The organism is Sphingobium sp. TCM1, from assembly GCF_001650725.1.
In the GTDB taxonomy this organism is placed as follows: Bacteria; Pseudomonadota; Alphaproteobacteria; order Sphingomonadales; family Sphingomonadaceae; genus Sphingobium.
Map to the genome: position 1 here is coordinate 17,769 of NZ_LXVX01000040.1, position 25,477 is coordinate 43,245.

General features: G+C 66.0%; 31 protein-coding genes, 1 tRNA gene and 1 pseudogene. 17 read left to right on the plus strand and 16 right to left on the minus strand.

The features are described 5' to 3' along the window. Positions 1 to 28: 28 nt before the first annotated feature. The gene (locus tag A7Q26_RS23380; protein WP_066865416.1) at positions 29 to 859 is read right to left on the minus strand and encodes a sulfite exporter TauE/SafE family protein; all 831 of its coding nucleotides are present in this window, start codon (positions 857 to 859) and stop codon (positions 29 to 31) included. 343 nt (positions 860 to 1,202) lie between these two features. Beyond that, on the minus strand, positions 1,203 to 2,318 hold the full coding sequence (gene ald, locus A7Q26_RS23385; RefSeq protein WP_066865533.1) for an alanine dehydrogenase: 1,116 nt from the start codon (positions 2,316 to 2,318) through the stop codon (positions 1,203 to 1,205). Positions 2,319 to 2,474: 156 nt separating this feature from the next. On the opposite strand from ald, the gene A7Q26_RS23390 reads away from it, so the two are divergent. Next, entirely contained in the window at positions 2,475 to 2,948 is a 474-nt protein-coding gene (locus A7Q26_RS23390) for an Lrp/AsnC family transcriptional regulator (protein WP_066865419.1), read from the plus strand. On the opposite strand, the gene A7Q26_RS23395 is transcribed toward A7Q26_RS23390, so the two are convergent. Then, positions 2,932 to 3,825, minus strand: a complete 894-nt coding sequence (locus A7Q26_RS23395; RefSeq protein WP_066865422.1) for a peptidylprolyl isomerase — start codon at positions 3,823 to 3,825, stop codon at positions 2,932 to 2,934. The genes A7Q26_RS23390 and A7Q26_RS23395 overlap by 17 nt on opposite strands. Before the next feature lie 147 nt (positions 3,826 to 3,972). Between A7Q26_RS23395 and A7Q26_RS23400 the strand changes: the two genes are divergently transcribed. Together A7Q26_RS23400 and A7Q26_RS26100 are read left to right on the plus strand one after the other, a co-directional pair. Further along, positions 3,973 to 4,063 (plus strand) — tRNA-Ser (locus A7Q26_RS23400). Between the two features lie 138 nt (positions 4,064 to 4,201). Then, positions 4,202 to 4,537: a hypothetical protein gene (locus tag A7Q26_RS26100; RefSeq protein WP_232313903.1), complete on the plus strand. Its 336-nt coding sequence runs from the start codon at positions 4,202 to 4,204 to the stop codon at positions 4,535 to 4,537. 51 nt (positions 4,538 to 4,588) lie between these two features. Here the strand turns inward: A7Q26_RS26100 and A7Q26_RS26105 are convergent. The 4 genes and pseudogenes from A7Q26_RS26105 to A7Q26_RS23420 all read right to left on the minus strand — a co-directional run. Further along, a pseudogene (locus A7Q26_RS26105) lies at positions 4,589 to 5,662 on the minus strand (recombinase family protein); the annotation flags it as partial. A gap of 352 nt (positions 5,663 to 6,014) precedes the next feature. Next, positions 6,015 to 6,437 (minus strand): type II toxin-antitoxin system VapC family toxin, encoded by a 423-nt coding sequence (locus A7Q26_RS23410; protein ID WP_066865428.1) that lies wholly within the window; start codon positions 6,435 to 6,437, stop codon positions 6,015 to 6,017. Beyond that, complete coding sequence (locus A7Q26_RS23415; RefSeq protein WP_066865535.1) at positions 6,434 to 6,682, minus strand: FitA-like ribbon-helix-helix domain-containing protein; 249 nt, start codon at positions 6,680 to 6,682, stop codon at positions 6,434 to 6,436. The genes A7Q26_RS23410 and A7Q26_RS23415 overlap by 4 nt, the downstream gene beginning before the upstream one ends. 64 nt (positions 6,683 to 6,746) lie before the next feature. After that, complete coding sequence (locus tag A7Q26_RS23420) at positions 6,747 to 6,971, minus strand: hypothetical protein (RefSeq protein ID WP_066865431.1); 225 nt, start codon at positions 6,969 to 6,971, stop codon at positions 6,747 to 6,749. A 558-nt stretch (positions 6,972 to 7,529) separates the two neighbouring features. Between A7Q26_RS23420 and A7Q26_RS23425 the strand changes: the two genes are divergently transcribed. Then, positions 7,530 to 9,602, plus strand: a complete 2,073-nt coding sequence (locus A7Q26_RS23425) for a ParB/RepB/Spo0J family partition protein (protein WP_066865434.1) — start codon at positions 7,530 to 7,532, stop codon at positions 9,600 to 9,602. 133 nt (positions 9,603 to 9,735) lie between these two features. Here the strand turns inward: A7Q26_RS23425 and A7Q26_RS23430 are convergent, their stop codons facing one another. Next, on the minus strand, positions 9,736 to 10,062 hold the full coding sequence (locus A7Q26_RS23430) for a YnfA family protein (protein WP_066865437.1): 327 nt from the start codon (positions 10,060 to 10,062) through the stop codon (positions 9,736 to 9,738). Positions 10,063 to 10,529: 467 nt separating this feature from the next. Here A7Q26_RS23430 and A7Q26_RS23435 point away from each other — a divergent pair, with 467 nt between their 5' ends. Continuing rightward, entirely contained in the window at positions 10,530 to 10,829 is a 300-nt protein-coding gene (locus A7Q26_RS23435) for a DUF736 domain-containing protein (RefSeq protein ID WP_054725741.1), read from the plus strand. A 71-nt stretch (positions 10,830 to 10,900) separates the two neighbouring features. Here the strand turns inward: A7Q26_RS23435 and arsH are convergent, their stop codons facing one another. The 6 genes from arsH to A7Q26_RS23465 all read right to left on the minus strand — a co-directional run bounded on the left by arsH (position 10,901) and on the right by A7Q26_RS23465 (position 15,884). Then, positions 10,901 to 11,659 (minus strand): arsenical resistance protein ArsH, encoded by a 759-nt coding sequence (gene arsH / locus A7Q26_RS23440; protein ID WP_066865440.1) that lies wholly within the window; start codon positions 11,657 to 11,659, stop codon positions 10,901 to 10,903. Then, positions 11,659 to 12,690: an ACR3 family arsenite efflux transporter gene (gene arsB / locus A7Q26_RS23445; RefSeq protein ID WP_232313904.1), complete on the minus strand. Its 1,032-nt coding sequence runs from the start codon at positions 12,688 to 12,690 to the stop codon at positions 11,659 to 11,661. Before arsB ends, arsH begins: the two co-directional genes overlap by 1 nt. Before the next feature lie 35 nt (positions 12,691 to 12,725). Beyond that, positions 12,726 to 13,154, minus strand: coding sequence for an arsenate reductase (glutaredoxin) (gene arsC / locus A7Q26_RS23450; RefSeq protein ID WP_066865446.1), 429 nt, complete (start codon positions 13,152 to 13,154; stop codon positions 12,726 to 12,728). Positions 13,155 to 13,168: 14 nt separating this feature from the next. Further along, the gene (locus tag A7Q26_RS23455; RefSeq protein WP_066865448.1) at positions 13,169 to 13,501 is read right to left on the minus strand and encodes an ArsR/SmtB family transcription factor; all 333 of its coding nucleotides are present in this window, start codon (positions 13,499 to 13,501) and stop codon (positions 13,169 to 13,171) included. 185 nt (positions 13,502 to 13,686) lie between these two features. Further along, positions 13,687 to 14,913 carry a chromate efflux transporter gene (gene chrA / locus A7Q26_RS23460; protein ID WP_084439283.1) on the minus strand — a complete coding sequence of 409 codons (1,227 nt, stop codon included), beginning with the start codon at positions 14,911 to 14,913 and terminating at the stop codon, positions 13,687 to 13,689. Positions 14,914 to 14,924: 11 nt separating this feature from the next. Beyond that, entirely contained in the window at positions 14,925 to 15,884 is a 960-nt protein-coding gene (locus A7Q26_RS23465) for a chromate resistance protein ChrB domain-containing protein (protein ID WP_332308786.1), read from the minus strand. Positions 15,885 to 15,969: 85 nt separating this feature from the next. Here A7Q26_RS23465 and A7Q26_RS23470 point away from each other — a divergent pair, with 85 nt between their 5' ends. The 3 genes from A7Q26_RS23470 (at position 15,970) to A7Q26_RS23480 (ending at position 18,464) form a co-directional block, all read left to right on the plus strand. Continuing rightward, complete coding sequence (locus A7Q26_RS23470) at positions 15,970 to 16,341, plus strand: Rap1a/Tai family immunity protein (protein ID WP_066865454.1); 372 nt, start codon at positions 15,970 to 15,972, stop codon at positions 16,339 to 16,341. A 17-nt stretch (positions 16,342 to 16,358) separates the two neighbouring features. After that, positions 16,359 to 17,276, plus strand: coding sequence for a DUF1259 domain-containing protein (locus tag A7Q26_RS23475; RefSeq protein WP_232313906.1), 918 nt, complete (start codon positions 16,359 to 16,361; stop codon positions 17,274 to 17,276). Positions 17,277 to 17,618: 342 nt separating this feature from the next. Then, complete coding sequence (locus A7Q26_RS23480) at positions 17,619 to 18,464, plus strand: DUF932 domain-containing protein (protein ID WP_157102676.1); 846 nt, start codon at positions 17,619 to 17,621, stop codon at positions 18,462 to 18,464. 145 nt (positions 18,465 to 18,609) lie between these two features. On the opposite strand, the gene A7Q26_RS23485 is transcribed toward A7Q26_RS23480, so the two are convergent. Beyond that, entirely contained in the window at positions 18,610 to 18,837 is a 228-nt protein-coding gene (locus A7Q26_RS23485) for a helix-turn-helix domain-containing protein (protein ID WP_066865460.1), read from the minus strand. 169 nt (positions 18,838 to 19,006) lie between these two features. Between A7Q26_RS23485 and A7Q26_RS23490 the strand changes: the two genes are divergently transcribed. From A7Q26_RS23490 to A7Q26_RS23495, 3 genes are all read left to right on the plus strand, one after another. After that, a complete protein-coding gene (locus tag A7Q26_RS23490) occupies positions 19,007 to 19,279 on the plus strand; it encodes a DNA -binding domain-containing protein (RefSeq protein WP_066865463.1) in 273 nt (90 codons plus the stop codon). A 146-nt stretch (positions 19,280 to 19,425) separates the two neighbouring features. Continuing rightward, entirely contained in the window at positions 19,426 to 19,647 is a 222-nt protein-coding gene (locus tag A7Q26_RS26110) for a transcriptional regulator domain-containing protein (protein WP_084439287.1), read from the plus strand. Then, positions 19,586 to 20,209, plus strand: coding sequence for a DUF2285 domain-containing protein (locus A7Q26_RS23495; RefSeq protein ID WP_232313907.1), 624 nt, complete (start codon positions 19,586 to 19,588; stop codon positions 20,207 to 20,209). The genes A7Q26_RS26110 and A7Q26_RS23495 overlap by 62 nt, the downstream gene beginning before the upstream one ends. 2 nt (positions 20,210 to 20,211) lie before the next feature. Here A7Q26_RS23495 and A7Q26_RS23500 read toward each other — a convergent pair whose 3' ends face one another. Beyond that, a complete protein-coding gene (locus A7Q26_RS23500) occupies positions 20,212 to 20,682 on the minus strand; it encodes a GFA family protein (protein WP_198163038.1) in 471 nt (156 codons plus the stop codon). A gap of 184 nt (positions 20,683 to 20,866) precedes the next feature. On the opposite strand from A7Q26_RS23500, the gene A7Q26_RS23505 reads away from it, so the two are divergent. From A7Q26_RS23505 to A7Q26_RS23530, 6 genes are all read left to right on the plus strand, one after another. Further along, on the plus strand, positions 20,867 to 21,133 hold the full coding sequence (locus tag A7Q26_RS23505) for a helix-turn-helix transcriptional regulator (RefSeq protein WP_015459426.1): 267 nt from the start codon (positions 20,867 to 20,869) through the stop codon (positions 21,131 to 21,133). Next, entirely contained in the window at positions 21,130 to 21,636 is a 507-nt protein-coding gene (locus A7Q26_RS23510; protein ID WP_066865469.1) for a DUF2840 domain-containing protein, read from the plus strand. The genes A7Q26_RS23505 and A7Q26_RS23510 overlap by 4 nt, the downstream gene beginning before the upstream one ends. Next, positions 21,633 to 22,190, plus strand: coding sequence for a S26 family signal peptidase (locus A7Q26_RS23515; RefSeq protein WP_066865472.1), 558 nt, complete (start codon positions 21,633 to 21,635; stop codon positions 22,188 to 22,190). Before A7Q26_RS23510 ends, A7Q26_RS23515 begins: the two co-directional genes overlap by 4 nt. Before the next feature lie 36 nt (positions 22,191 to 22,226). Continuing rightward, a complete protein-coding gene (locus A7Q26_RS23520; RefSeq protein WP_066865475.1) occupies positions 22,227 to 22,562 on the plus strand; it encodes a DUF736 domain-containing protein in 336 nt (111 codons plus the stop codon). A gap of 4 nt (positions 22,563 to 22,566) precedes the next feature. Beyond that, positions 22,567 to 23,475 (plus strand): lytic transglycosylase domain-containing protein, encoded by a 909-nt coding sequence (locus tag A7Q26_RS23525; protein ID WP_066865478.1) that lies wholly within the window; start codon positions 22,567 to 22,569, stop codon positions 23,473 to 23,475. 238 nt (positions 23,476 to 23,713) lie between these two features. Further along, positions 23,714 to 25,474, plus strand: a complete 1,761-nt coding sequence (locus A7Q26_RS23530; protein ID WP_066865481.1) for a relaxase/mobilization nuclease domain-containing protein — start codon at positions 23,714 to 23,716, stop codon at positions 25,472 to 25,474. Positions 25,475 to 25,477 lie beyond the last annotated feature (3 nt).

The window sequence follows — 25,477 nt, forward strand, 5'->3', positions numbered from 1 at the left end:
GAATGTCCGGCCGATCAGGCGGATGCGATCACATCTTGAGGCCGGCGCGCAGCATCAGAGTACCGATGATCAGAAGATAGACGCCAAAGATCTTCTTCAGCGGGCCAGCCGGCAGGCTGTGCGCGGCAGCGACGCCGAGCGGCGCGGTCAGCATCGACATGGAAGCGATCGCGACGGTTGCCGGGATATTGATATAACCCAGCGAACCCCAGGGCAGGCCACCCTCCTTGAGGCCGATGATGGCAAAGCCGATGGTGGTGGGAATGGCGATCAGCGTGCCGATGCCCGATGCAGTGGCGATGGCGCGGTGAATGGTGCGGCCGCACAGCGTCATCACCATGATGGCGATGGTGCCGCCACCAATGCCCAGCAGCGAGGAAAAGGTGCCAAGCCCGCCGGCGATGCCGACCCGGACGATACCCGACGGCATCGTGTCGCTCAGCACCTTGCCGCTGACCTTGGGCAGCAGGAAATTGAGCGACATCAGGATCACGCCGCCGCCGAAGATCATCTTGAGCGTGGTGCCATCGACATGGCTGGCGAGCAGGACGCCCGCGCCGCAGCCCAGGATGATCCAGGGTGCCCAGGCCTTGAGCACCTCGAACTCCACCGCGCCGCGCTTGGCGTGGGACATGAGGGACCGGATAGAGGTAACGATGATGGTCGCCGCCGACGTGCCGATCGCGACATGGGCGATAGCGTCCTTGGTGCCACCCAGCAGCGGCAGGACGACCAGCAAGGCCGGGACGACGACGAAGCCGCCACCGATCCCGAATATCCCCGCGGCAAAACCAGCAAGCAGGCCGGCGCCGAGCATGGCGACGAGCGGAACCAGCCAGGTCATGATGTCACCGTGCATCACCGCGCCCCTTCCTGCCCGTTGCAGCCAGCAGGCATGTTGCTGCTTTCGCCTCGGCGGATCAAGGCGGCGAATGTGGGGTAATCGACCATGACGTTAGACCATGCCTCTCTTCGGCGAAACCAAGCTGCATGGGGGCATGTGCTCATGTCCCCCTGACCGGCTAGACGAACGGAAGGGCGGAACCCGCACCTTGCTTCTCCCAAACTCTTGCGACCTTGGGAAACAGCGCGCGCCAGTGCGGCGGCGATAAGGCAAAAAAATGGCGCCAGCCCCAAGGGAGGGCTGGCGCCGCTTGTGTCCGGCGCTTGTCAAAGCGCCATTAAATGCGAGCAGCGGCGGATCAGGCGACCGCTTCTTCCGCAGGCGTGTAGGCCAGGCCCAGATCCTCCGCGACCGCCTGATAGGTCACCTTGCCGTCCCAGACGTTGAGGCCCGCGCGCAGGTGCGGATCGCGGCGCAGCGCTTCCTTACAGCCCAGGTCGGCGATGCGCAGTGCGTGCGGCAGCGTGACATTGTTGAGCGCATAGGTGCTGGTGCGCGCCACGGCGCCGGGCATGTTGGCGACGCAATAATGGACTACGCCGTCGACGACATAGGTCGGTTCGGCATGGGTGGTGGCATGGCTGGTCTCAAAGCAACCGCCCTGGTCGATCGCGACGTCGACCAGCACGGCGCCCTTCTTCATGGTCTTGAGCATTTCGGCGCTGACCAGCTTGGGCGCAGCGGCGCCCGGGATGAGCACCGCGCCGATCACCAGATCCGCCTCGGCCACGCATTCGGCCAGGTTGGCGCGGTTGGAGAAGCGGGTCTTGGCCCGCGCCTCGAAATACATGCCAAGCTTTTCCAGCACTTCGGGGCTACGATCGAGGATGGTGACGTCAGCGCCCAGGCCCGCGGCCATCTGCGCCGCGTTGAAGCCGACGACGCCGCCGCCGATCACCACGACCTTCGCCGGCAGCACGCCCGGCACGCCGCCCAGCAGGACGCCGCGGCCGCCATGCGCCTTTTCCAGCGCCGTCGCGCCCGCCTGGATCGCCATGCGTCCGGCGACCTGGCTCATGGGCTTGAGCAGCGGCAAACCGCCCGAGGCGTCGGTCACGGTTTCGTAGGCGATGCAGGTGGCACCCGACGCGATCAGGTCGCGGGTCTGTTCCGGGTCGGGGGCGAGGTGGAGATAGGTGTAGAGGATCTGGCCAGGGCGCAGCATCGCGCGTTCGACGGCCTGCGGCTCCTTGACCTTCACGATCATCTCGGCCGTGGCGAAGATTTCAGCGGCGGTGGCGACGATCTGCGCGCCCGCCTTCTCATAGAGCGCATCGCTGGCGCCGATGCCTTCGCCCGCGCCGGTTTCCACCAGCACGCGATGGCCGCTCGCGGTCAGTTCATGCACGCTCTCGGGCGTCAGGCCGACGCGATATTCGTGATTCTTGATCTCTTTGACGGTGCCGACGATCATCATGACTCTCCGGAAAAACAGGTGGCGCGCCGCTGCGCGTCCTCATGACCGCAGAATAGCGCAGATGGATCAGCGAATGTTCCCTGATTTTCCCGGTTTGCCTGATTGACGCGGGATGTTATCCTGATCTCGAAGCAATTTTCAGGATTTCATTGCATGGATCGGTTCGATGTCGCGTTGCTGGAAGCGTTGCAGTCCGACTCGCGCCGATCGATGGCGGACCTCGGGGAGCGCATCGGCCTCTCCGCCTCCGCCTGTCACCGGCGGATCAAGGCGCTTGAGGATACCGGGCTGATCGCGGGCTATGCGGCGCGGCTCGACCCCGAAGCGCTGGGACTGACACTCCACGCCTTCGTCGAAATGTCGCTCACCAGCCAGAGCCGCGAAACGATGGATCTGTTCGAGGCGGCAGTGGCGGACTTCCCCGAAATATTGGAATGCCATCTGATGGCCGGACAGGCCGACTATCTGCTGCGGGTGGCGGCCGCCGACCTCAAGGGATTCGACGCCATCCATCGCGACTGCCTTGCCCGCCTGCCCGGCGTGTCAGCGATCCGCACCAGCTTCGCCATCCGCCGCATCCGCGACTGGCAGGGCTATCGCCTGCGCGGCCTCAAGGCGCTGCCCTGACCGGAACCGGCGCGTTGCACAGGTCGACGCCCCCCGCGGGCTGGTCGTAGAAATCATCCTTCCGGTTGGCCCGCAGGCGCAGATAATCAGCAAAGCTGGGCGATGTGACGTCCATCATCTGGAAGCGCGGCCGCTCCGCCTCCGGCAATTCGCTGGCAAGGCGGACCGACTGGATCGGCACCTTATGCTCCTGTGCCGTGTAGAAGCCGATCTCGCCGGTGCCGCGCGGCAGGCTGGACAGGAGCGCCATGCCGTCGATCACCCGGCCGACCACCGCGATATTGCGGTCGAGCTGGCGTGGCGCCTGACCGATGACGGTATAGAGTTCCGCCCCCGTGCCCGCATCGGGCGAATTGTTGCGCCCTACGCCCACAAAGCCATAGCAGTGGGGCAGCCATGCCGCCGATCCGTCCATCGCAACCGGCCAGCCAGCAACGAAGCCGGTCGCGGACGCATAGGGATCGGCATAGGGCAAGGGCGTCACGGCGAGGCGGCGGTTGGCGAGCGGGATCGCATAATCAGCGGGACTTGTGGGCGAAAGGCCAGGCGGAATGGGCTTCTTTTCCGTCGAATCGCCCCATTGCACGACATAATTATCCTGCACCCGGTTGATGCTGGTGCCGTCCCACCAATGCGCCTTGGCGAGCGCCTGGATATTGGCGACATGGCGCGGCGAGAAGGCAGGCGCGAGTTGTATCACCACGCGCTTGTCGCCTTCGATCGTCATCACCAGCAACTCGTCCAGGGGAATGGCGCGCCAGGCGGCGGCGGGCGCCTGCGCCACTACCGCCGCCGGCGTGGCGGGTGGATCGATGGCGAAGGCGGGAAAGGCGATCAGGGCGGCAAACGGTATGGCGGCGCGAAAGCGATGGGTCATCTTCCGATCAAACAGGCCGCGCAGGATAATGTAAAGCCTTGTGCAATGCCCCTTGCCTCGCCGCGCGACGCGCGATAGGGAGCCGCCTCCAGAGCGATTGGATAAGAACCCGATCCACGCCGCTTACAGCGACGATCAGGTTCATGCGGAGCGGTGGCCGAGTGGTCGAAGGCGCTCGCCTGGAAAGTGAGTATACGTCAAAAGCGTATCGAGGGTTCGAATCCCTCCCGCTCCGCCACTTCGGTATAACGCTGGGCACGCCAGCCACCGCCGTGCCTTCGCCGTTAGCGACGAGCAGGCGCAGCAGGTTGCTCTTCGAGCCCTTGATCCGGACTTCGCCTTTGTCGACCTCTACCCGCTGGGCGAGCGCGCGAAGATGGTCGCGACGGTAGCCGCCGCCTTCCAGGTGGATGCGTTGCCGCGCTGTCGACGCGAACTTGCGGAGCATCATGGGTGTGACCGCCTGCTGGGCCGAGCTTTGCAGCAACGCCGATGCGCGCTCGGCATCCGCCCGTGCTTGGTCCCGGGTCGCCTTCAACCCATCGATGCGATCCTTCAGAGCCGGGTCGTCAAGATCGGCGACTCCGCTCTCGATGGCGTCGTAGAGTCGCTTCAAGCGCAACTCGGTCTCGGCAGCGCGCTTGTTCAGCTCGGCGATATGGTCGCGGCGTCGGTCGGATCGGTCCTGTCGGCGATCCAGGACTGCCGATAGAACGTCCTCCAGCCGATCGGGATCGAGCAGCCGTTTTTCCAGGTGGCCGGCGACCAGATCGTCCAGCTTCTCCATCGGCACGGTCATGCCCTCGCAAGCGATCGGTCCCTGTCGCGCCTTGGCCGAGCAGGTGTAGTAGCGATAGCGCCCGCCCTTGCCAGTGCGGATGGTCATCGCTCCGCCACACTTGCCGCAATGGATCAGCCCGGTCAGCAGCGTGGGGCCGCCGACGACCTGCGGATGCGCCACCTTGGGGCTCCGCGAACGTAGATGTGCTTGCACCGCGTCGAACGTCGCCTGGTCGATGATCGGCGGCACCTCGACGGCGATCACCTCTCCGGCAGGCTTCAGCTCCTTCGACTTGCCTCGCTTGTTGAACTCGTGTCGGCCAGCGTAGGTCGGACGGGTCAGCATTCGATGCACCGTTCCGATGCCCCAGCGCCCGCCATCGCGGGTGAAGATGCGGCGCTCGTTGAGATGCTTGGTGATTGTCTTGACGCCCATCGGCCCAGACGTGCCATCACCCTCCAGCGCCAACCGGAACGCCAGCCGCACCGTGTCGGCATGGAGCGGGTCGATCTCCAGCTTCTTCTTGATCTTGGCGCCTCGCTGTTCGGCTGCGACCACGCGGTAGCCGATCGGCGGCAGCGAGCCGTTCCAGAAGCCCTGCCGTGCGTTCTCCTTCAAGGCGCGCAGGACGTGCTTGGCGTTCTCCTTGGACTGATACTCATCAAACAGCGCCATGATCTGCCGCATCATGACGTGCATCGGATCGTCGCCCATTTCTTGGGTGATCGAGAGCAGTCTTACGCCATTCTTGGCCAGCTTGCGGACATAGAACTCCAGCTCGAAGTGATCGCGGAAGAAGCGCGAGAAGCTGTGGACCACGACGACGTTGAATGGCGCGGGCTTGCTCGTTCCAGCCTCGATCATCCGCTGGAACTCGGGTCGGCGATCGTTGGTGGCGGACGCGCCCGCCTCGACGAAAGTGTCGACCAATTCCAATCCCCGCGAGAGACAATAGGCTTCGCCCTGCTTGCGCTGATCGGGGATCGAGACGTCGTGCTCCGCCTGCCGCGCCGTCGAAACGCGCAGGTAAAGGGCGGCGCGCACCGGCACGGTCATGGCAGGCTCCTCACGTCATTGGCACGGCCCGAACAGCTCGTCGAAGACCTCGCCGAACCACGCCTCGAACACGTCCACCTCGACGCTCGTGACTGGCACGCGCTCCGGCCAGTCGTCGGTGACACTCCAGGTCGAAAGATCGTCCTTGGGCGGTCGCCCGGCGCGAAACCGAACACTGCGTGACGGCAACTGAGTGTAGTCGAGCAAGTCATCCGGGCAAAGCGCAGGATGACGCGGCGTTCGGCGACGGAGCTTGCTTGACGCGGCCATGCGGACAGGTTGCCGCTCGCGCCCACCTTGCGCAAAGTCTTCTCGGCCGGGTAGCACAGATAAGAGCAGACGGCGGCGCTCTTCATCTCTCGGTCCACGGGTTGACGACCGTGATGCCGCAGTCGGCGAAATCGGAGACATTGCGAGTCGCCAGTCGAGCGCCGCGCGAGCGGACGATGGCGGCGATTTGCGCGTCGATCTGGCTGATCGGTTTACCGCCCCTTCGGCGCCCTGCCGCGATATCGGAATAAGTTAAGGCGGCCTCCGTATCGAAGGGAAGCACGCGCCCGGCGAGGTCGACCTCGAACATCGGCCGCGCGGCCGCCATCAGCGTGTCGCGGCGGCGCCCTGCGGGCAGCAGCGCCAAGCCGTAAAAGATCTCCGCCTGGGTCAGCGTCGTCGTGAACACACCCGCCATCGGCTGTTCGCCGAGCCAAGCCATGACTGCGGCATCGGGTTCGCGCCGCATCAGCTCGGAAATGACGTTCGTGTCGAGGACGATCATTCGCCGAAGTCCACCGGCGCCCGGATGGCTTCACGCGGCACCGCCGGAATGTCGACTCCGCCCAGCGCCCCGAACCGCTCGTGGATTGCGAGCGCGAGATTGCGCGGGCGCGGTTCATCCGTCGACAGCGCGGAGCGCAGGATGTCCCGCGCCTCATCTTCCATCGAGCGACCATTGGTCGCGGCGCGGACCCGCAGCCGCTTCTTGATCACATCGTCGATGTTTCGGATCGTCATCACGGCCATCCTGACCTCCATAAGTCAATGACAGCATGTTAGTCGATGATGCGTGGAATCTCAAGGTCGGCGCTCAGGGCAGCGGACCGAACAGCTCATCCAACTCGCTTCGCATATAGCCCTCGATCATGCGCAACTCATCGTCCCCGATCGGTACGTTCTCGGGCCAATCGTCGGTTACGGTGATGGGAACGTCGTCCTTGCGGCGACGCTTGGGCTCTGCTGCCTTCGTGTCCAAGAGCGGGAAGGTAAGCCCCTGCGCCCAACCGCGGAGCCGGTGCTTAGCCCGGCGCTTCACGCTGTCGATCTCCGCCCAGGGGATTGGTCGGCCGGCAAGTCGGCGGCGAGGAGCTTGGAGGACATCAGCACAAAGTAGAGGTGTCAACTAGGCGGGAAAGAGCAAGATCTGCATGAAGCGATGCCGGATCTCGATCTAGGCGGGTGCCGTAGCTGCCCAAGCATCTGGCGCCTCCCTTCGGGACCGCCGCTCTATCTCCGCTTCGCTCCGAACGAGCCCCTGGCGGGTCTCGTCCGTGCCGGTGACGATCGCCATGGCGGGACGGCGCATTCCGCGCCGTTCGGCGAATCCGCTGGCGGATTCACGTCGTTCCGAGCTGCGGAGATCGGGCCAGGGCTGCGCCGGCCCGATCGCGTGAACGGTCGTTGCACTCCCCGTGATGGGGTGGGCGATCGCTTCCATTAGGCCCGCCGCGCCGGGCCGCAACGCGCTGTTAGCGCGTCCTCCACTTCGTTTCGGCCCTACGGGTGCAGCCCGGCTCCGTCGGCAGGCCTGCCGGTCGCTCTTTCGCCGCCCACCCCATTCCGGGGTGTGTGTGGTTTTAGAAGGAGTAGTGCGATGAACGCTGTTACCCAAACCACTGCCGCCGAGCCCGTGTCCGGCGTCGAGATTTTCGTGCCGCTGAACAAGCTTCGGAAGTCGCCCAAGAACGCCCGCAAGGTGCCGCATAGCGAAGCCGTGATCGAGGCGCTCGCCGCGAGCATCCAGCACAAGGGGATGATCCAGAACCTTGTAATCGAGCCCGAGGTTCGGGAGGACGGTACGCCGACCGGCGCATATCTCGTTACCGCTGGCGAGGGCCGCAGGCTGGCGCAGTTGCTTCGCGCCAAGCGCAAGCAGATCAAGAGGTCGCAGCCGATCCGCTGCTATCTCGACACCGAGAACGACCCGGCCGAGATCAGCCTGGACGAGAACGTCACCCGCGAAGCCATGCACCCGGCCGATCAGTTCGAGCGGTTCCGCGAGCTGTCCGAGAACAAAGGCTGGGGCGCGGAGGAGATCGGCGCACGGTTCGGCGTGCCGGCTTCTGTGGTGAAGCAGCGGCTTCGCCTTGGCGCGGTTAGCCCCAAGCTGTTGCAGGTTTATCGGGAAAACGGACTGACGCTCGACCAGCTTATGGCCTTCGCCATCGCCGAGGACCACGCCCGGCAGGAGCAGGTGTTCGAGAACCTGCATTACAACCGCGAGCCGTGGATCATCCGCCGCGACATGACGGCTGGCAACGTCCCCGCCAGTGATCGCCGTGCGGTGTTCGTCGGCATCGACGCCTATGTCGAGGCGGGCGGCACCATCATCCGCGACCTGTTCAGCGACGACAGTGGCGGGTTCTTCGAGGATGCGGGCTTGCTCGACATGCTCGCCGTCGAAAAGCTGCGCGAAATCGCGGGCGAGGTGCAGGCCGAGGGCTGGAAATGGGCCGAGGCGCATATCGACTATCCCCATGCGCACGGGATGGGGCGTTTCTACCCCGAGCCGATTGCCCTGTCCGATGAGGACGAGGCGCGGTTGGAGGTGTTGTCCGCCGAGCATGACGCGCTCGCCGAAGGCTATTCGTCGTATGACGAAATGCCGGAAGACATGGCCGAAAAGCTGCAAGCCAAGTCGGACGAGATCGACACGATCAGCGCCCAGCGTTCGGCCTACGACCCCAAGGTGATCGCCAACGGCGGCCTGTTCGTGATCCTCAATCACGACGGCGCGGCGCGGATCGAGCGCGGTTTCGTTCGGCCCGAGGACGAGGCGCTGGCGGACCCGCGGCCCGAGCCGGAGGCCGAAGGCGATGCGGTCGCCCCGGAGGACGAACATCCCGAGGACGGCGCCGAGGACGTGCAGGAGATCGAGGAGGAGGACGAGGAACCGGGCAAACCGATTTCCGACAGCCTCACCCGTGACCTGTCCGCCTATCGGACGCTGGCCTTGCGCGTTGCCCTTGGCGAACGGCCCGACTTGGCGCTGATCGCTTTGACCCACACGCTTACGGCGCAGTTGTTCTACAGCTACACCGAGGCCGGTTGCCTTGAGGTTCGTCCGACTGTGACGCCGCTTGGCAGCCACGCGGACGGGATCGAGGACACCCCGTTGGCGGCGCGGGCGAGCGAGGCGCGCGAGGCATGGGCCGAGCGGTTGCCGCGTGACGTGGCGGACCTTTGGGACTTCATCGTCGGGCTGGACGATGAGAAGCGGCTGGCGTTGCTGGCGCATTGCGCGTCCCGCACGGTCAATGCCCTTCGCTTGCCCTGGGACCGCAAGCCCCGGTCGCTGCAAACGGCGGATAGGCTGGCGACGGCCCTAGCGCTGGACGTGGCGAAGGACTGGACGCCAACCGTGGAGAGCTACCTTGGCCGCATCACCAAGGCGAACATCCTTGAGGCCGTGACCGAAGCGGTTTCCGAGGACGCTGCCCGCCGCATCGCGGACATGAAGAAGCCGGACATGGCGCAAGCCGCCGAGCAGCTTCTATCCGGGACCGGCTGGTTGCCCTTTTGTCTGCGAACCGGAGCGGTGAAGGCGGAGAACCCGTCGCCTGTGGAGGTCGAGAGTGAGGAAGCCGTGAAGCAGCCGTCCACAGTGGAGGCACCCGATGCCGAGGCGGAGGACGGCGAAGCGTCTTACGCCGTCGCCGCCGAATAGCGGCGCAGGACCGGGGCCGCGCGAGCGGTCCCGGTTCTTCCCCCCGACATAAATCGGCCGCGCCTGGCGCGCCGCCGATCGTCATTGCTCGTAACGGCGCGCTCGCCGGGCCACGGCCCGGCTCGCGCGAAGATCAGGCAGTGCGTGGCCCGAACAGGATCACGCTCGCTCCCAACAGGCAGATCCCCGCGCCAATCGCATCCCAGCGGTCCGGCCGCAGCCCCTCGACGGACCACAGCCAAATCAGCGAGGCTGCGATATAGACGCCGCCATAAGCAGCGTAGGCTCGGCCCGCCGCCGCGCTGTCCACCAACGTCAGCAGCCAAGCGAACAACGCCAGCGACGCCAGCCCCGGCACGATCCACAGAATCGACTTGCCGAGGCGCAGCCACGCCCAGAAAGCGAAACAGCCGGCAATCTCCGCGAACGCGGCGGCGACATAGATGAGCGGCGTTGGCATCCAGCAAGACCTACTTTCCATCGGGCAACCTCGCGAGCATCGACACCTTCCGTTGCAACGGCAAGCCATCCCGTCCAAACTGCGCGTCCTGTGCGCTCGCTCCCCATCGAGGTGCGGGTCCAGCTCTTCTCCGCCATGAACACGACGTGCTCGCGCGTGACCATGCCGACGACTTATCGCTGATGCCGAGGGTCTGCCGACATCACCATCCCCTCTGAGTCACCACCACACGGCCTCTCGATTGGCTTGATCTAATCGGGGCCGGCTTCGCCTCGCCCGGCCTGGCGCAACGGCGACGCGCGGCTTTTTTCCGCCGCCTTCGGCTTTGCATCGCGAAGCAAAAAAGCCGCGCTTCGCCATCCTCCGCTGCGCTGCGGCCGCAAGCGGTGCGCGTCCGATCGTCCCCGCTTCACCGATCGCCATCGAGGCCGCGGTGGTCGTGGCCCGAAAGCGAAAGGAACTTTGACATGGCGACCATCGGCACCTTCACCAAGGCGGACAATGGCAACTTCACGGGCACCATCACAACCCTTACCCTCAAGGCGAAGACGACGATTCGCCCAGTCGAGAAGGAGAGCGACAAGGCTCCCGACTACCGCTGCTCGGTCGGAACGGTCGAGTGCGGCGCCGGATGGAAGAAGACCAGCCGCGAGAACCGCGACTACATCGTGGTCAAGCTGGACGATCCGACCTTTCCGGCTCCGATCTATCCCACCTTGGTCGAAACCGACACCGCCGGCGAATACGCCCTCATCTGGTCCCGCTGACCGGCAACGACGCCCCGCTCACCGAGCGGGGCGTTCGTGCTGCACTAGATTAGGCGAGAATCTTGAGGGCGTCAGGAACGATCAGCCACTTGCGGAGCCGTGGCGATGCTCGACAGATCGGTTGCCGGATTGATCGGCACTCCCGTTTCCTTCCGCTCGGAATAGCGATCGACAAGCTGAGCAGCGTGCGGCCGCAGCAGCACGGTGAACCGTACCAACTCCTCCATCACGTCCACGATCCGATCGTAGTAGCTGGACGGCTTCATACGCCCGGCGTCGTCGAACTCGGTGAACGCCTTGGCGACGCTCGACTGGTTCGGGATTGTGACCATCCGCATCCAGCGGCCGAGAACCCGGAGCGTGTTGACGCTGTTGAACGACTGCGATCCGGCCGACACCTGCATGACCGCGAGCGTGCGACCTTGCGTGGGGCGCATCCCGCCCATGTTCAGCGGAAGGTGGTCGATTTGCGCCTTCATCACGCCGGTGATCTGGCCGTGCCGTTCCGGCGAGCACCACACCTGCCCTTCCGACCACATCGACAGCTCGCGCAGTTCGTGAACGGCGGGATGATCGTCGCCAGCGACCTGATCGGGCAACGGCAACGCCGAGGGATCATAGATGCGGATTTCCGCGCCGAAGAATTGCAGCAGGCGGGCCGCTTCCTCGACGCACAGCCGCGAGAACGATCGCTCGCGCAGGGAGCCGTAGAGCAGCAGGATTCGGAGCGGAGGATCGCCAGCGCCGAGGCCGAGGGCGGGCCGTTTTATCGCATGGCGCAGATCGAGCGCAGGGAGCCGATCGGGGTCGGAGAGCTGGCGAAGCGGCATCAGGCGACCGCGCCCCGCTCATACCAGCCCCGCGACCGTTTCACGATCGCCACGACCGAGAGCATGACCGGCACCTCGACCAGCACGCCCACCACGGTTGCCAGCGCCGCGCCCGAGTTCAGGCCGAACAGCGATATGGCGGCGGCGACCGCCAGCTCGAAGAAGTTGGACGCGCCGATTAGCGCTGCGGGAGCCGCGACGCACCATGCAACTCCGAATCGGCGCGAGAGCCAGTAAGCCAACCCTGCATTGAAGTAGACTTGGATGAGAATGGGGACGGCCAGGAGCGCGATCACCAGCGGGCGGGCGAGTATCTGTTCGCCCTGAAACCCGAACAGCAGCACCAGCGTCGCCAGCAGCGCGACCAGTGACACCGGCCCGAGGCGGGCGAGCAGCCGATCGAGCGCGGGCTTGCCCCCGCTTCCCAACACTCCGCGCCGGATCACTTGCGCGACAATGACGGGTACGACGATGTAGAGCACGACCGACAGCATCAGCGTGTCCCAGGGCACCGTCACGGCCGCGACGCCGAGCAGCAGGGCCACCAGCGGCGCGAACAGGAAGATCATCAGCACGTCGTTCAAAGCGACTTGGGACAGCGTGTAGTTCGGCTCGCCATCGCAAAGGTTCGACCAGACGAACACCATCGCCGTGCAGGGCGCGGCGGCGAGCAGGATCAGCCCGGCAATATAGGACGGACCTTCTCCGGCCGGGAGCAACGGCGCGAATAGCCAACCGATGAAGAACGTGCCCAGCGCCGCCATCGAGAACGGCTTGACCGCCCAATTGATGAACAGCGTGACGCCCACACCCTTCCAGTGCTGGCGAACCGACCCGAGCGAGCCGAAGTCGATCTTGAGGAGCATGGGGACGATCATGAGCCAGACCAGCACGGCGACGACCAAGTTGACGCGCGCGACCTCCGCCGCTGCGATGGAGGCGAACAGTCCCGGCACGAGCCAACCCAGGCCGATGCCGACGGCGATGCACAGCGCGACCCAGAGCGTTAGGTAGCGCTCGAAGGTGGACATGCCTGGGCGGATTTGTTCCGAAGCAAGCGTCGCCATCAGAGCACAGTCTGGCCGGAAGCGCCGACCACCAGTTCTCCGTCTTCCTTGGCGAATGCGCCCCGCTGCGGCGCAGGCAGCAGATCGAGCACAGCTTCGGAGGGTCGGCAGAGCTTCACGCCCGAGGGTGAGACTACCAGTGGCCGATTGATGAGGACCGGATGCGCCACCATCGCGTCGATCAGCTCCTCATCCGACAGCGAAGCCTCACCCAGACCTAACGCAGCATAGGGCGTTCCCTTCTCGCGCAGCAGCTCGCGTGGTGTGATCCCGGCGCGGTCGATCAGCTCGACCAGCAGCGCGCGGGTGGGAGGGGTTTTCAGATACTCGACCACATGCGGCTCGATTCCGGCATTGCGGATCAAGCCCAGCACGTTGCGCGACGTGCCGCACTCAGGATTGTGGTAGATGACGATATCGACGGGCATAAACCGGCGCCCATTCAGCGACAGAGGGCGAGTTCGGCGACCAGCGGCGCGCAGACGCTGGCGTCGCCGGCGCAGCAATCCTTGACGAGAAAAAGCGTCAGCGCGCGCAGGCCGTCCAGATTGGCACGGTACATGATCGAGCGGCTACGCCGTTCGGAGCGGACCAGGCCCGCGCGCGCGAGAATGCTGAGGTGCGCCGACATGGTGTTCTGCGGCACGTCGAGTTGGCGGGCGATTCCGCCGGCCGCCAAACCGTCCGGTACGTGCCGCACCAGCAGGCGGAACACGTCCAGGCGCGTGCCTTGCGCGAGCGCACCCAGCGCAGCAATGGCCGACTTATTATCCATATATCCAGCATAGCGGATATATGGATGCAGGCGAGAGGTTTTCTGTTGCTTGCGTGTTCGCCTGATGAACCGAGCTTGCGGGAAGCCGTCTTCAGTTCAGTCCCGACCGGTCCTTGGCCGCGCTTCTACCCCGATCAACGTCGGTGCGATATCAGGACATTGATCCGCAGCAGATGCATCGTCGCCTAACTTAGAGCGAATGCGCCGATGGTCGCCCCGATCGCCAGCACGACGGGTGTCGCGAGCTTGTTCTTCCAACGATACATGATCGCCAGCGCGACCGCGAACACGAGCGCGCTGGCGATCATGTTCGGCGTGCGCGCGGCCGTGGTCTGGGCGAGGTCCACGACGGTCACCACGATCAGGCCGACCACGCCAGCGGCAACGCCCGCCAAAAAGAGCTGGAGCCGCTTGTGCTCGGCCACCGCTTCCAGCCGCTCGTAGAGCAGGAGCGAGAAGGCGAAGGCGGGCAGGAACATCCCGGCCGTTATCGCGAGCGCGCCGGCCAAGCCGCCGCTCACGAAGCCCACGAAGGTGGCGAAGATGACGAGCGGGGCCGGCAGGATGCCGGACAGACCCAGCCCGTCGAGGAACTGCGCGTCGGTCATCCAGCCCCGGCCCACCGTGTCGTTCCGGATGAACGGAATGGCGGTGTAGGCTCCACCGAAGGTCAGCAGGCCGCCCTTCAGCCCGGCCCAGAACAGCGCTGCGGCCGTTGGCGTCGTTTCCCCAAGCCCTACCGCCTCCTCAGCGGCCCCAGAGCCGCCCGTCCAGGTTAAAGCCGCAATGCCGGCCGCAACTGCGATCACGGTCGCGGCGAATACGTAACGGCGGGTCGAGCCCAGCGCGTAGGCCGCGCCAGCCGCCGGGAGCACAATCCAGAAGCTAACGCCGACGAGCGAGGCGACCGCCGCCGCAATCGCCGCGGCCCAGAGCCACGGGTCGAGCAGGATATGCTCGCCGATCCGGTGCACCGCTCGCACGATCACTGCGATCACGGCCGCCTGGACGCCCAGGAACGCCGCTCCGAGGAGCGTCCCCTGGATTGGCAGCCGCGTATAGGCCCAGGCGAGCGCGAGCATAAGGACGAGGCCCGGCAGCATGAAACCGAGCCCAGCGAGCAGCCCACCCAGCCGCCCTTTGGCGCGAATGCCGAGATGGACGCAGAGTTCATGCGCTTCCGGCCCCGGAAGCACCTGCATGACCGCCAGCAGCTTGTTGAAGCTATCGCTCGGGATCCACCGCTCTTCGTCGACCAGTTCGCGCCGGATCATCGCGATCTGCGCCACCGGCCCGCCAAAGGCCATCGCGCCAAATTTCAGGAAGCGTATGAACAGCGCGATGTAAGTCTGCTCGGGCGGCCAAGCGTCATCGACGGCGTTTGCGGGGGCGGGATGTTCGATGCTCGCCATGACCTGCTCCCTTATGCGCCACGTTGCTTAGCGAAATGCGCGTGAAAGCCGTCCAGCGCGCCTGACCCGCGCGCGATCCGCTCCACGTCATCGTCCGTGCCCGCGCAGATGCCGTTGATCAGCGCGGCGATGCCCGCCGCCTCGGGCCGGCCGAACTTGCCGTCCGCGATGTCGAGATCGTGGATGATCTCGGCGAGCGCGCGCAGCGCCTGGTCGCCGTCGAGCCCTGTCCGGAGCACCAGCGTCTCGAAGGTGCAGCGGTCGCCCTCGTGGGTAAACTCCGCGTCCGCCATGTCGAAGCGCAGCTCGCCGGGCTCGGGCGCATAGCCCTTGCCGTCCACAAACTTGAAGCTGGCATCCGAGTCGATGAACCGGCGAATCAGCCAGGCGGATGCGATGCGGTCGACATGAACATGCCGCCGCGTGACCCAAGTGCGGCCCTTCAGCTCCGCAGGTGTCAATTCCGGCGCGCCCGGCCCGCTCACGTCCGGGTGCTCGTGGGCGCGCCGTTCCGCGTCGGCGATGGTCGCCAGTGCGGCTTGCCGTCCGTGCGCGCCGAAGAAGTCGATGGCGGCGATCTCGTCCAAGCGCTTCCGGAGCCGCCGGGCGTCCGCCACGGCGACTTCCCCGCCAGTGAGCAAGTCGCGGGCCTCGCGCGTCAGCTCGTCATAGTCGGCATCGCGGGCCGCATCGAACACGGCGCAAAGTTCGGCGTCCGTCATCCCGTTAGCAAGCCGTGCCTCCAAGATAAGCGCCTCACCGCCGCCGGCGGTGATCTCTGCCCGTAGTTCCTCGAACAGCGCGCGCGTGTCGTCGCGCTTAGGAAGGGCGTGGACTGCGTTCTTGAGCGGGGCCGCACCGATCGCCTGCAAGCGCCTCCATACCCGCACGCGTAGATAGGCAGGCTTGGCCGGGAGTTGGGGGATTAGAAGCAACCAGCCACAGGCGCTTGGGGTAAAATCGTCAGCCATGCAGCACCTGTATCATAACAAGGAAACGATTCGTATACTTGTATCGTTTGGAGCCGTGAACTAAACCACGGGCGAGGAGACCGCGATGCACATCGTTCGACCAGGCACGTTCACCATGCCGGCATGTCTGGCGTTAGCGATCGCCACCGCCTCGCCCGCTGCGGCCCAGCCCCGCTATGAGACGGTGGCGCAATTCTATCGGATGTGCGTCGACGAGGCGGCGAAAAAGGTGAACGGTCGATGCGAAGCCTATCTCGCTGGCGCCGCCGAGACGCTTTCCGCCTTCGGCAACGGCGGAAACGCTTCCGGCATTTGCGGCCGGGGTGTCCAGTCGGGTGAGCTGAGCCGCATCTTCTTAACGTGGGCGCCCAACAACCGGCACGCGGCTAACCTTCCCCGGCTCGCTGGCGCGACGATGGCGTTGCGCCAACGCTTCCCATGCCGGCCTGCCACTTGAGATTGAGGAGAGAAGCATTGCGTCAACTGTTATTCCCGCTGGCGGTAGCACTCGCCGTGCCTGCCGCGGCCCAGACCAACCCGCCGACGACCCCGATTCAAGCGAATGCCGACAGGTGGGCGCTGGTGGACGAGGGGCTTGGCCGGGGTGGCACAACGCAGCCCGACGGCGTGCGTCGCTACTCGTTTCCGCGCTCCGATTTGAATGTTCAGCTCGACGGCGTGACGATCAAGCCCGCGCTGGCGCTAGGCTCCTGGCTCGCCTTCATGCCGATGGGCGACCAGGCGATGGTCATGGGCGACCTCGTACTGACGCACGAGGAGGTGAACCCGGTCATGAGCAAGCTGCTCGCGTCCGGTTTCACGGTAACGGCGCTCCACAACCACCTGCTTCGCTCGTCGCCTGCAACCATGTACATGCACGTCAGCGGACACGGCGATCCTTGGAACCTGGCGACAAGCCTGCGGTCGGCGCTATCCGAGAGCCGCACGCCGATGACCTTGCCCGCCAAGGCCGCAGACGCCAGTGTCGATCTCGACACGGCCGCGCTCGACAACATCATGGGCGGCAAGGGCAAGTCCAACGGAGGTGTATATCAGTTCGGGTTCCCCCGAGCCGAGAAGCTGAGCGACGGCACTATGCCAGCCCCCGCGACTATGGGGACGGCGACCGCAATCAACTTTCAGCCGACCGGCTCCGGCCGGGCGGCGATCACGGGCGACTTCGTGCTGACCGCTGCCGAGGTCGATCCAGTGCTTCGCGCTCTGCGCACCAACGGCATCGAGGTGACTGCGCTCCATAATCACATGCTGGGTGACGAGCCGCGGTTATTCTTCATGCACTTCTGGGCGAATGACGAGGCGACCAAGCTCGCGCGCGGACTCCGGGCGGCGCTGGACAAGACCAACGTCGCCCGATCTCGTTCGTCATCATAGCGTCGATCAGACAGAATCGCGGGAAGACTGTCTGACGGCTTCCGCGTCGGTGGCGTGGGAGCGTTCCGCCTTGAGCTGACCTTGCTCACCTGCCATCGCTTCCTTTCCTGCCCAGCGGCGCGAGCCGAATGAATCCTTTCTGCGCCGCGCGCGGCGCGGTGCTTGGGGCTCTGCCCCCAGCGCCCTTCGGAGCGGCTTCCGCCCAGCTTCCCTCGCTTCGCTCAGTGCAGCCGGTTCCCCGCGAAGCCGCCCACTCCGGTTGCACCCCCGGTCTCGCCGACGGGCAGGGTTTCAGCGCGGCGCTTCCCGCTGCGCGGAAACCCAAGCCCAAGGAAGGAACCGATCATGTATCACCAACTCGCCACCCGGTTCGGCCGCAATGCCCACCAGATCAGCGGGCGCGAGGCGCTCGACAACGAGGCGCTCTATCGCCACGTCCCATCCATCTTCGCCCGCGAGGCGCACGACAGCCGTTCGGAGCGGTATGTCTATGTGCCGACCATCGACATCGTGGAGGGGCTGCGCCGGGAAGGATGGCTCCCGTTCTTTGCCGTCCAGTCGGTCCCGCGCGACGGCAGCCGCCACGGCCACGCCAAGCACATGCTTCGCCTCCGCCGGGATGACGGGATCGGAAAGCCCGAGGCCGCCGAGGTCATCATCGTCAACAGCCACGACGGCACGAGCGCGTATCAGATGTTCGCCGGGATGCTGCGCTTCGTTTGCACCAACAGTATGATCGCAGGTGAGCGGTTCGAGGAGGTCCGCGTTCCGCACAAGGGCAACATCCAGCACGAGATCATCGAGGGCGTTTACACCGTCGCCGAGGACTTTCCGCGCCTGATCGACGCCAGCGAGGCGATGAAGGAGGTGCGGCTGTCCGACGAGGAGCGGCGGTTGCTGGGCGAGGTCAGCTTGGTTGCGCGTTATGGCGAGGACGAAAGCCCGCTCCGTCCCGAACAGATCATCGAGCCGCGCCGCCGCGAAGACGTTGGCGACAACCTGTGGACGACGTTCAACGTCATTCAGGAGAATGTGGTTCGTGGCGGATTACAGGGCCGCAAGCGCAACGCCGAAGGCCGCATCCGCCGCAGCCAGACCCGCGCGATCAACGGCATCGACCAGAATGTGACGCTCAACCGCGCGCTGTGGACGCTTGCCGAGGGAATGCAACGCTTGAAAGCGGCATGAGCAGCCGCCGCAGGGTCGGGCGTCCGGCCCTGCGGTTCTGTCAATCCGACCACGAAGCTCGGCCGCGCGTCCCGAGGTCCGCGCGGCCGCAGCAAGACTGCGCTCGCCGGGCTGGCGCCCGGCTCGCGATCAGGAACGATAAGGGTTAGTCGGGCTCGGCTTCGTCGGCGTCGGCGACAAGATCAACCGGCGTGACCCCGAGTGCCGAGGCCAGATGGAACAGAGTGACGACGGTCGGATTGCGGCGGCCTCTCTCCAGGTCACTGACATATTGCTGTGTGAAGCCAGAAGTCTCGGCGAAACGCTCTTGGGTAAAGCCCTTCTCCTTTCTCAGTCTAGCGAAGTTCATCCCCACAAGGCGGCGCATATCCATGCACGCAAGGCTGGACGATACACCGGATGCGGTTTATCCCATATAAGGTGTATCGACCGTGGGCGGTCATCCGTCGCTGCCAAAGGTGCATAGAACCATGCAGGTCTTGCGCATGTTTGGCCCGGTGATTTGAGCTAGTGTGGTTAACGGCGAACAGGACTCGCACGCTATGAGCACCAGCCTTTTTGAGGACCGCGCGCCGAAAGTTTCGCAGCTCACGGCCTATGATGAAAGCCATCTCGCCGATTATTTGCGCCTGCTCGACGCGGACGACGAGGGCGCTGACTGGCGCGAGGTCGCTCGCTTGATCCTCGGCGTGGACGCCGCCGCCGAGCCGTATAGGGCCAGGGCGATGTATGCCAGTCATCTCGCCCGCGCTCGCTGGATGACGGAGGTCGGCTACGCCCATCTTCTCGGATGCAACGCGCCGCTAAATCGTTAATTTCCAGTCCGTTCTGGAGCAATCGAGCCATCAACGCCGCCACGTTGTCGGCATGGTTGTGCGCAACCTTCGCGCTATCGCGCAAGCGTGGCTGTTACATTGTCGCATCCTCTCTAACTTGCGCAAAGCGCGGCCTGGAGGATGCAATGTCAACGCCGCATAGCCGGAGCCAACGACGCGGGGGCAGTCGGCCCGATGCGATCGGGCGCGCCGACATCGCCGCCGAGTTCCTTCGGCGCAACCCCACATACCGAACCGAACACGCGCAGATGCTCCGCCGGATCGAAGCCGGATCGGTGACAGAAGATGCTGCAAAAGCCGCGTTCGCGCGGCGCTGGGGGTTGTCCTTTCGCCTACCCACCGGATGACCTCTCGCCGCCGGTCGCCTGGCGTCCCGAGCTGACGGCCGTCACCGTGATTCTCGATCCAGCACCGGCGGGGTTCGACAGCGCTATGCCGGTCGATCCGCACGCGCTAGGCGCGCTGCTTGCCGACCAGGCCGGGCTCGACGGTCGCCACGTCATTGTCGCCGACGCGGACGGCGAGCACCGACTCTGGCTGCGCGATCCCGAAGCCGGACGCCCGCTCGCCGCGGTCGTCCCGCTCGACAAGGATTTCGTTACGCGCATGGCGAGCCTGCTGCGCTTCCATCGCGCGCTGTTCGGCAAGCCGCCGGGTCCGCCGCCGCGCGGCTGGCCGCTCACCGATTACCGGCTCGCGCGGCTGCGAGCGATGCTGCGCGCGCTCGGCCTGCGCCAGTCGGGCGCGACCTACCGACAGATTGCCGCCGCGCTCGGTCGTAGCGAGGCGGCGAGCCTCTCCGCGACCGAGTGGAAGATCTCCGCTGCGCGCTCCTTCGTCGTTCGGCTCGTCCGTGACGGCACCGCGATGATGAACGGCGACTACCGCAAGATATTGCGAATTCGCTGACGCTAACTCCGCTGATCGGCAGCTTGAATGGCTGCCCCGAACTCTTCAGGGGTGGGCGATTGCTCGAACGCTGGGACATATTGCGGAATCGAAATCCAAGGCTGCTTACGCTTGGTCCAGATATGCGCCATCGGCTTTAAGATTTGACTTGAAGCCAGCGTGCCCGGACGAATGAAGACCAAGTCCGGCATCATGCTATTGCGGTTGAATAGCCGGGTATAGCAGTCGCGGCAAAACACCTCCTCGAACACTATGCCGTCTGCGGTGCGCTGGTATTCTACGGTTTCACCCTCGCAGGTGAATGCCGCGATTGGAACCATCGCGTGTTCTGCGAAAGCACTGCCGCTACGGGTCTGACAGTTTAGACAGTGACAGGCGTAAACGTGTAGTGTGTCGATGCCGATCGCGTAAGTCGTTGATCCGCACTCACAGGCACCTGAAATCGGCATCAAGTCTCTCTTCTTTGCGCTCACCGGATTGCCCCTTCTAGCGGCTGTCCCGGGCAGCAGAAAGAGTAGCGTGTGCCGAGGACTGCGACTCCGTCCCCCAGAGGGCGGGGTGGTCGCATCCGTGCAGCCGCACATCTTCATACTCCACCCGGACGCGCCTGCTTCGTCACTTTCGTCTCCTGCCGCCGATGCCCGCAGGAGCCGTCATTTGTCCGATACGCCCACCAACTTGCCGCCTCGCTTCCTGCGCACGCCGGAAGCTGCCCGCTTCCTCGGCCTCTCCGGGCGCACCCTAGAGAAGCACCGCTATTTCGGGACCGGCCCGGCCTACCGCCGAATCGGGGGCCGCGTCGTCTACTCGGTCGATGACCTGCGCGCCTGGGCCGACATAGGCATCAAGCACTCCACCTCCGATCCGGGGCAGGACGACCTCATGCCCCGCGCGGATTCGGCGATCGCCCGGAGCCGACGATGACCGTCCCCCCGTCCCCCATGCGTCGCCGCCAGCCGCCCGACTACGGCATGACTCGTGTCGAGCTGACATGGATCGAGAAGCGGATCGAGCACTGGATCAGGTTCGGCCGCGTCGCCACGGACGAGATCGTCGACCGACGCCGGCGCGTTGTCAGCTTCCGTCCCGGCGCGATCTTCGCGTTCGTTCGCTGGGCCGCCAACGACTACGGCACGGTCAGTTCGCGCATCGACATCGTGCGCGCGGTCGGCACCGGTGAGCCGTTCACGACGCTGCCGTTCGTGCGGCCGGGCGGCGACATCCTGCTTAAGATCGAAGGCTGGCCCAAGGTCAGCCAAGTGCTTGCCGCGATCGACGCGACCGGGGCCGCTGGCGTCGATCCCTGCGACGCCGCGCCCGATCACTGGCGTCATGTCCACAACCGCATCACCGTCGGTCATCAGCCGCGCCCCTACACGCTGGAGCGTCACCGCGCCTGGCTCAAACGTCGGGAGATCGAAGGATGACGCGCCGTGGATGGGCCTCGGCGACGGTCGCTGTCGCGTCGCTGTTCGGCGCGTCGTTCGCAGCCGTGGCGGTGTTCGACCCGCTCGCGTGCGTCGTCTGGAACGCCAGCGCCAGCGCGCCGCTCGGGCTCTACCGAATCGTGCCGGAACGCGATCCGCCGCTCGGCGCGCTGGTCGCCGTGACGCCGCCCGCGCCACTGTCGCTGTGGCTGGCGAAACGCGGCTATCTTGCTGAGCGTGTGCCGCTGTTGAAGCATGTCGCGGCCAAACCCGGGCAGCAGGTGTGCAGGATCGGTGCCGTCGTGAGCGTCGATGAGCAGCCCGTCGTTGTTGCTCGCTTGGCCGACGGCATCGGCCGCCCGCTGCCGGACTGGCAGGGCTGCCGCACGCTGCGCGCCGGCGAGCTGCTGATGCTGAATCCCGATCACGCCGACAGCATGGACGGTCGCTATTTCGGGCCGCTCCCGGCGTCGACCGTGCTCGGCCGCGCGGTCCCGATCCTCACCCGCGACACACCCGACGCGCCACTGACTTGGCGCGCGGGCCGGTCCTGACCCCGCATCCACCCTGCCAACCGAAAGGACAATCCCATGCAGATCGGCAGCTTCTTCCGCACCGCCAATGGCTATGAAGGCATCATCGAGACAGCGATGCTCGACATTCGTATTTCCATCATTCCGGCCGAACCGAGCGAGGCTGACAAGGCGCCGGACTGGCGCGTTCATCGCGGCGACGGCGGTGAAGGCCCGGAAATCGGAGCGGGCTGGAACGAGACCGGCGAACGGGCCGGCGATTACGTCTCGCTCCGCATCGACGATCCTGCCTTTGCACAGCCGATCCGCGCCGCGCTGTTCCAGAACGCGAACGACAAGTCGGCCTGGTCGCTGCGCTGGAACCGCCAGCCGAGGTCGCGCGAGCAGGATTGATCCGATGCTCCCTCCCATCATCCCTTTGCTCGCGGGCAAGCCGTCTCATCCCTTCGTCCCGCTCGGTCGCAGGCCGGCCGGCGCGCGCAGCGAAGGTCAAGGGCGGCCAGAGGCCGGCGCACCGTGCGCACCCTTGAGTGTAGCGAGCACGCTGGCAGGCTGGCGGCGGAGCGGAGTCGGATCGGCGGTGGCGCTGGGCGTCGTGCTGCTGTCCGGCGGCGCTGTTCCGGTCTCGGCGACTGCGCAGGATTTGCCGGCCGCGCGATCGGCGGCTCATCCCTACGCCGGTCATGTCGCCGACGCCGCGCGGCGGTTCGGCATTCCAGAAGCCTGGATATGGGCGGTGGTGCGTGTCGAGAGCGGCGGCAACTCCCGCGCAGTCTCGCGTGCTGGGGCGATGGGCTTGATGCAGGTCATGCCCGCCACCTGGGCCGACCTTCGCGCCCGGCACGGCCTTGGTGCTGACCCGTTCGACGTTCGCGACAACATCATGGCGGGCGCGGCCTATTTGCGCCAGATGCACGACCGCTACGGCAACGCGAGCGCGATGCTAGCTGCCTACAATGCGGGACCGGGCCGCTATGACGCCTATCTGTCGCGCGGCCGTCCGCTGCCGCCCGAGACGGTCGGCTACCTGGCCCGGCTCTCGGCTGTCGCCGGCACGACAGGTGCGGCGGAGGTAGCGGTGAGCGCGACGCCCGACCCGTCTGCCTGGCGACGTGCTGGGCTGTTCGTCCGCACCGCGAGCGTCGCGTCCGAAGCTGTCTCCGCGCAGTCGGACGGCGAAGAAGCTGCGCCCGAGCTGCCGACCGATCGGCCGACATCGGGCGATGTTAGCTCCGCAGTTCCGTCTTCCAAAGAGGCGGCGGACACGCTGTTCGTGCCCCGCGCCCGCGCGGGCCGACCGCAATGATCCGTGCCTCATCCCCAGCATTTGTCCCGAGCAGGAATGTGGCTGGAGGGGGAGAGAACAGGAGGGACAGACGAGGGCAAGATATAAGGCGCGCCCCGTTTCGCCGAAAAGCCAAGGCTTTTCCGTGGCTTCACGCGGGGGCGTCGGTCGGCGCGCGTGCCGCGCGGAAGGGAAAATACAGCAATAACAACGCCTCGAATGGCACCATGGGCCATTTTCGGCCGAAAGCGGGCCGGCCGTGAGCGAGGACAGCGAGTTCCGCATCCGGCCCGGCAAAGCCAAGCGCAGCAAGGCGCAGGGGCGCAATGCGCGCGGCCTGGTCGCCGAGGTGCTCCGCGTCGCCGCGATCCACAGCGGCGGCCGGCGTGGTGGCGCCAGCGGCGCGCGCCGGGGCACGCAATCGACCTTCGGGCGGGGACGCACCGCCTTCGCCCGCAGTCGCCTGTTCGGCTCGGGCCGGCGCGTCATGGTCAAGATGCTGCCCGTGACCACCCGCAGCCGGGGCGGCCGGCGCTCAGCGCCGCTGTCCGCGCACGTCGCTTATTTGAAGCGCGAAGGCGTCACCCGCGACGGCTCGCCTACCCGGATGTTCGACGCAGCCGGCGACAACGCCGACGATCGCGGTTTCACCGAGCGGTGCAAGGATGACCGGCACCATTTCAGGGTCATCGTGTCGCCCGAGGACGCCGCCGAGCTGACCGACTTGCGCGAATACACGCGCGACCTCATGCGGCAGATGGAGGCCGACCTGGGCACGCGGCTCGATTGGGTCGCGGTCGATCACTGGAACACCGACAATCCGCACGTCCATCTGCTCGTGCGCGGGGTCAACGATCAGGGCGGCGATCTCGTCATTTCCCGCGATTACATCAGCCACAATCTTCGTTCGCGCGCCGAGGAATTGGCGCACGCCGAGTTGGGGCCGAAACCCGAGCATGAAGTTCAGCGCGTGCTCGACCGTGAGGTGACGGCGGAGCGCTGGACCCGGCTCGACACCGAGATCCAGCGCGCCGCCGACGCGCTGGGCGTGACCGACCTACGCCCCGAGCGGCCCGGTCCCGACGATCCGCGGCTCCGCCGCTTGATGATCGGGCGGTTGCAGCATTTGGAGACGATGGGCCTCGCGGCCGAGGGCGAGCCGGGCCAATGGGCGGTGGCGGAGGGCGCGGCGGCGAAGCTGCGCGAGCTGGGCGCGCGCGGCGACATCATCCGCACGATCGGCACGGCGCTCAAGGACCGGGGGCAGGATCGACCGCTCGACAGCTACGCCGTCGTGAGTGGTGCGCCCGAGAAGCCGATTGCTGGCCGGCTGATCGACAAGGGTTTGCACGACGAGCTGACCGGCACGGCCTATGCCGTGATCGACGGGACGGACGGGCGCACCCACCATGTCCGGCTGCCCGGCATCGAGGCGCTGGAACACAGCCCCAAGCTCGGCGGCATCGTCGAACTGCGGGATGTCGGCAGGGCCGGTGAGGAAAAGCCGACGCTGATCCTCGCCACGCGGTCGGACCTTGATCTTGCCGCACAGGTCAAGGCGCCCGGCGCGACCTGGCTCGACCATCGGCTGATCGAGCGCGGCGCCGGTGTCGCGGACGGCGGGTTCGGCGCGGACGTGCGACGTGCGATGGACGCGCGCACCGATCATCTCGTCCGCGAGGGGCTGGCGCGCCGCTACGGCGAACGCACCGTCTTCGAGCGCGGCCTGCTCGATACGCTGCGCAAGCGCGAGCTGGACTCCGTTGGGGCGAAGATTGCCGGCGAGACCGGGCTTGCATACCGCCCGGCGGCGACCGGCGAGAAGGTCGCCGGCATCGTTCGTCAGCGCCTCGCGCTCGCGTCCGGCCGCTTCGCCATGATCGACGATGGCCTGGGTTTCCGCCTCGTTCCCTGGGCCAGCACCCTCGAACAGCAACTCGGCCGCCAGGTGTCCGGCGTCGTCCGCGCCGGCGGCGGCATCGACTGGACGTTGGGCCGCAAGCGCGGGCTCGGCCTGTAGACC

Excerpts from the sequence above, each read along its gene's own strand:
- A7Q26_RS23395 (WP_066865422.1), bottom strand. The coding sequence starts at position 3,825 with ATGACCCATCGCTTTCGCGCCGCCATACCGTTTGCCGCCCTGATCGCC.
- A7Q26_RS23465 (WP_332308786.1), bottom strand. The coding sequence starts at position 15,884 with ATGGCTGACGATTTTACCCCAAGCGCCTGTGGCTGGTTGCTTCTAATC.
- A7Q26_RS23380 (WP_066865416.1), bottom strand. The coding sequence starts at position 859 with ATGCACGGTGACATCATGACCTGGCTGGTTCCGCTCGTCGCCATGCTC.
- chrA (WP_084439283.1), bottom strand. The coding sequence starts at position 14,913 with ATGGCGAGCATCGAACATCCCGCCCCCGCAAACGCCGTCGATGACGCT.
- A7Q26_RS23515 (WP_066865472.1), top strand. The coding sequence starts at position 21,633 with ATGACGCGCCGTGGATGGGCCTCGGCGACGGTCGCTGTCGCGTCGCTG.
- A7Q26_RS23510 (WP_066865469.1), top strand. The coding sequence starts at position 21,130 with ATGACCGTCCCCCCGTCCCCCATGCGTCGCCGCCAGCCGCCCGACTAC.
- arsC (WP_066865446.1), bottom strand. The coding sequence starts at position 13,154 with ATGCCCGTCGATATCGTCATCTACCACAATCCTGAGTGCGGCACGTCG.
- arsB (WP_232313904.1), bottom strand. The coding sequence starts at position 12,690 with ATGTCCACCTTCGAGCGCTACCTAACGCTCTGGGTCGCGCTGTGCATC.
- A7Q26_RS23425 (WP_066865434.1), top strand. The coding sequence starts at position 7,530 with ATGAACGCTGTTACCCAAACCACTGCCGCCGAGCCCGTGTCCGGCGTC.
- A7Q26_RS23470 (WP_066865454.1), top strand. The coding sequence starts at position 15,970 with ATGCACATCGTTCGACCAGGCACGTTCACCATGCCGGCATGTCTGGCG.
- A7Q26_RS26110 (WP_084439287.1), top strand. The coding sequence starts at position 19,426 with ATGTCAACGCCGCATAGCCGGAGCCAACGACGCGGGGGCAGTCGGCCC.
- A7Q26_RS23490 (WP_066865463.1), top strand. The coding sequence starts at position 19,007 with ATGAGCACCAGCCTTTTTGAGGACCGCGCGCCGAAAGTTTCGCAGCTC.
- A7Q26_RS23435 (WP_054725741.1), top strand. The coding sequence starts at position 10,530 with ATGGCGACCATCGGCACCTTCACCAAGGCGGACAATGGCAACTTCACG.
- A7Q26_RS23455 (WP_066865448.1), bottom strand. The coding sequence starts at position 13,501 with ATGGATAATAAGTCGGCCATTGCTGCGCTGGGTGCGCTCGCGCAAGGC.
- A7Q26_RS23410 (WP_066865428.1), bottom strand. The coding sequence starts at position 6,437 with ATGATCGTCCTCGACACGAACGTCATTTCCGAGCTGATGCGGCGCGAA.
- A7Q26_RS23525 (WP_066865478.1), top strand. The coding sequence starts at position 22,567 with ATGCTCCCTCCCATCATCCCTTTGCTCGCGGGCAAGCCGTCTCATCCC.
- ald (WP_066865533.1), bottom strand. The coding sequence starts at position 2,318 with ATGATCGTCGGCACCGTCAAAGAGATCAAGAATCACGAATATCGCGTC.
- A7Q26_RS23430 (WP_066865437.1), bottom strand. The coding sequence starts at position 10,062 with ATGCCAACGCCGCTCATCTATGTCGCCGCCGCGTTCGCGGAGATTGCC.
- A7Q26_RS23495 (WP_232313907.1), top strand. The coding sequence starts at position 19,586 with ATGCTGCAAAAGCCGCGTTCGCGCGGCGCTGGGGGTTGTCCTTTCGCC.
- A7Q26_RS23485 (WP_066865460.1), bottom strand. The coding sequence starts at position 18,837 with ATGGATATGCGCCGCCTTGTGGGGATGAACTTCGCTAGACTGAGAAAG.
- A7Q26_RS23520 (WP_066865475.1), top strand. The coding sequence starts at position 22,227 with ATGCAGATCGGCAGCTTCTTCCGCACCGCCAATGGCTATGAAGGCATC.
- arsH (WP_066865440.1), bottom strand. The coding sequence starts at position 11,659 with ATGCCGCTTCGCCAGCTCTCCGACCCCGATCGGCTCCCTGCGCTCGAT.
- A7Q26_RS23390 (WP_066865419.1), top strand. The coding sequence starts at position 2,475 with ATGGATCGGTTCGATGTCGCGTTGCTGGAAGCGTTGCAGTCCGACTCG.
- A7Q26_RS26100 (WP_232313903.1), top strand. The coding sequence starts at position 4,202 with ATGGTCGCGACGGTAGCCGCCGCCTTCCAGGTGGATGCGTTGCCGCGC.
- A7Q26_RS23415 (WP_066865535.1), bottom strand. The coding sequence starts at position 6,682 with ATGGCCGTGATGACGATCCGAAACATCGACGATGTGATCAAGAAGCGG.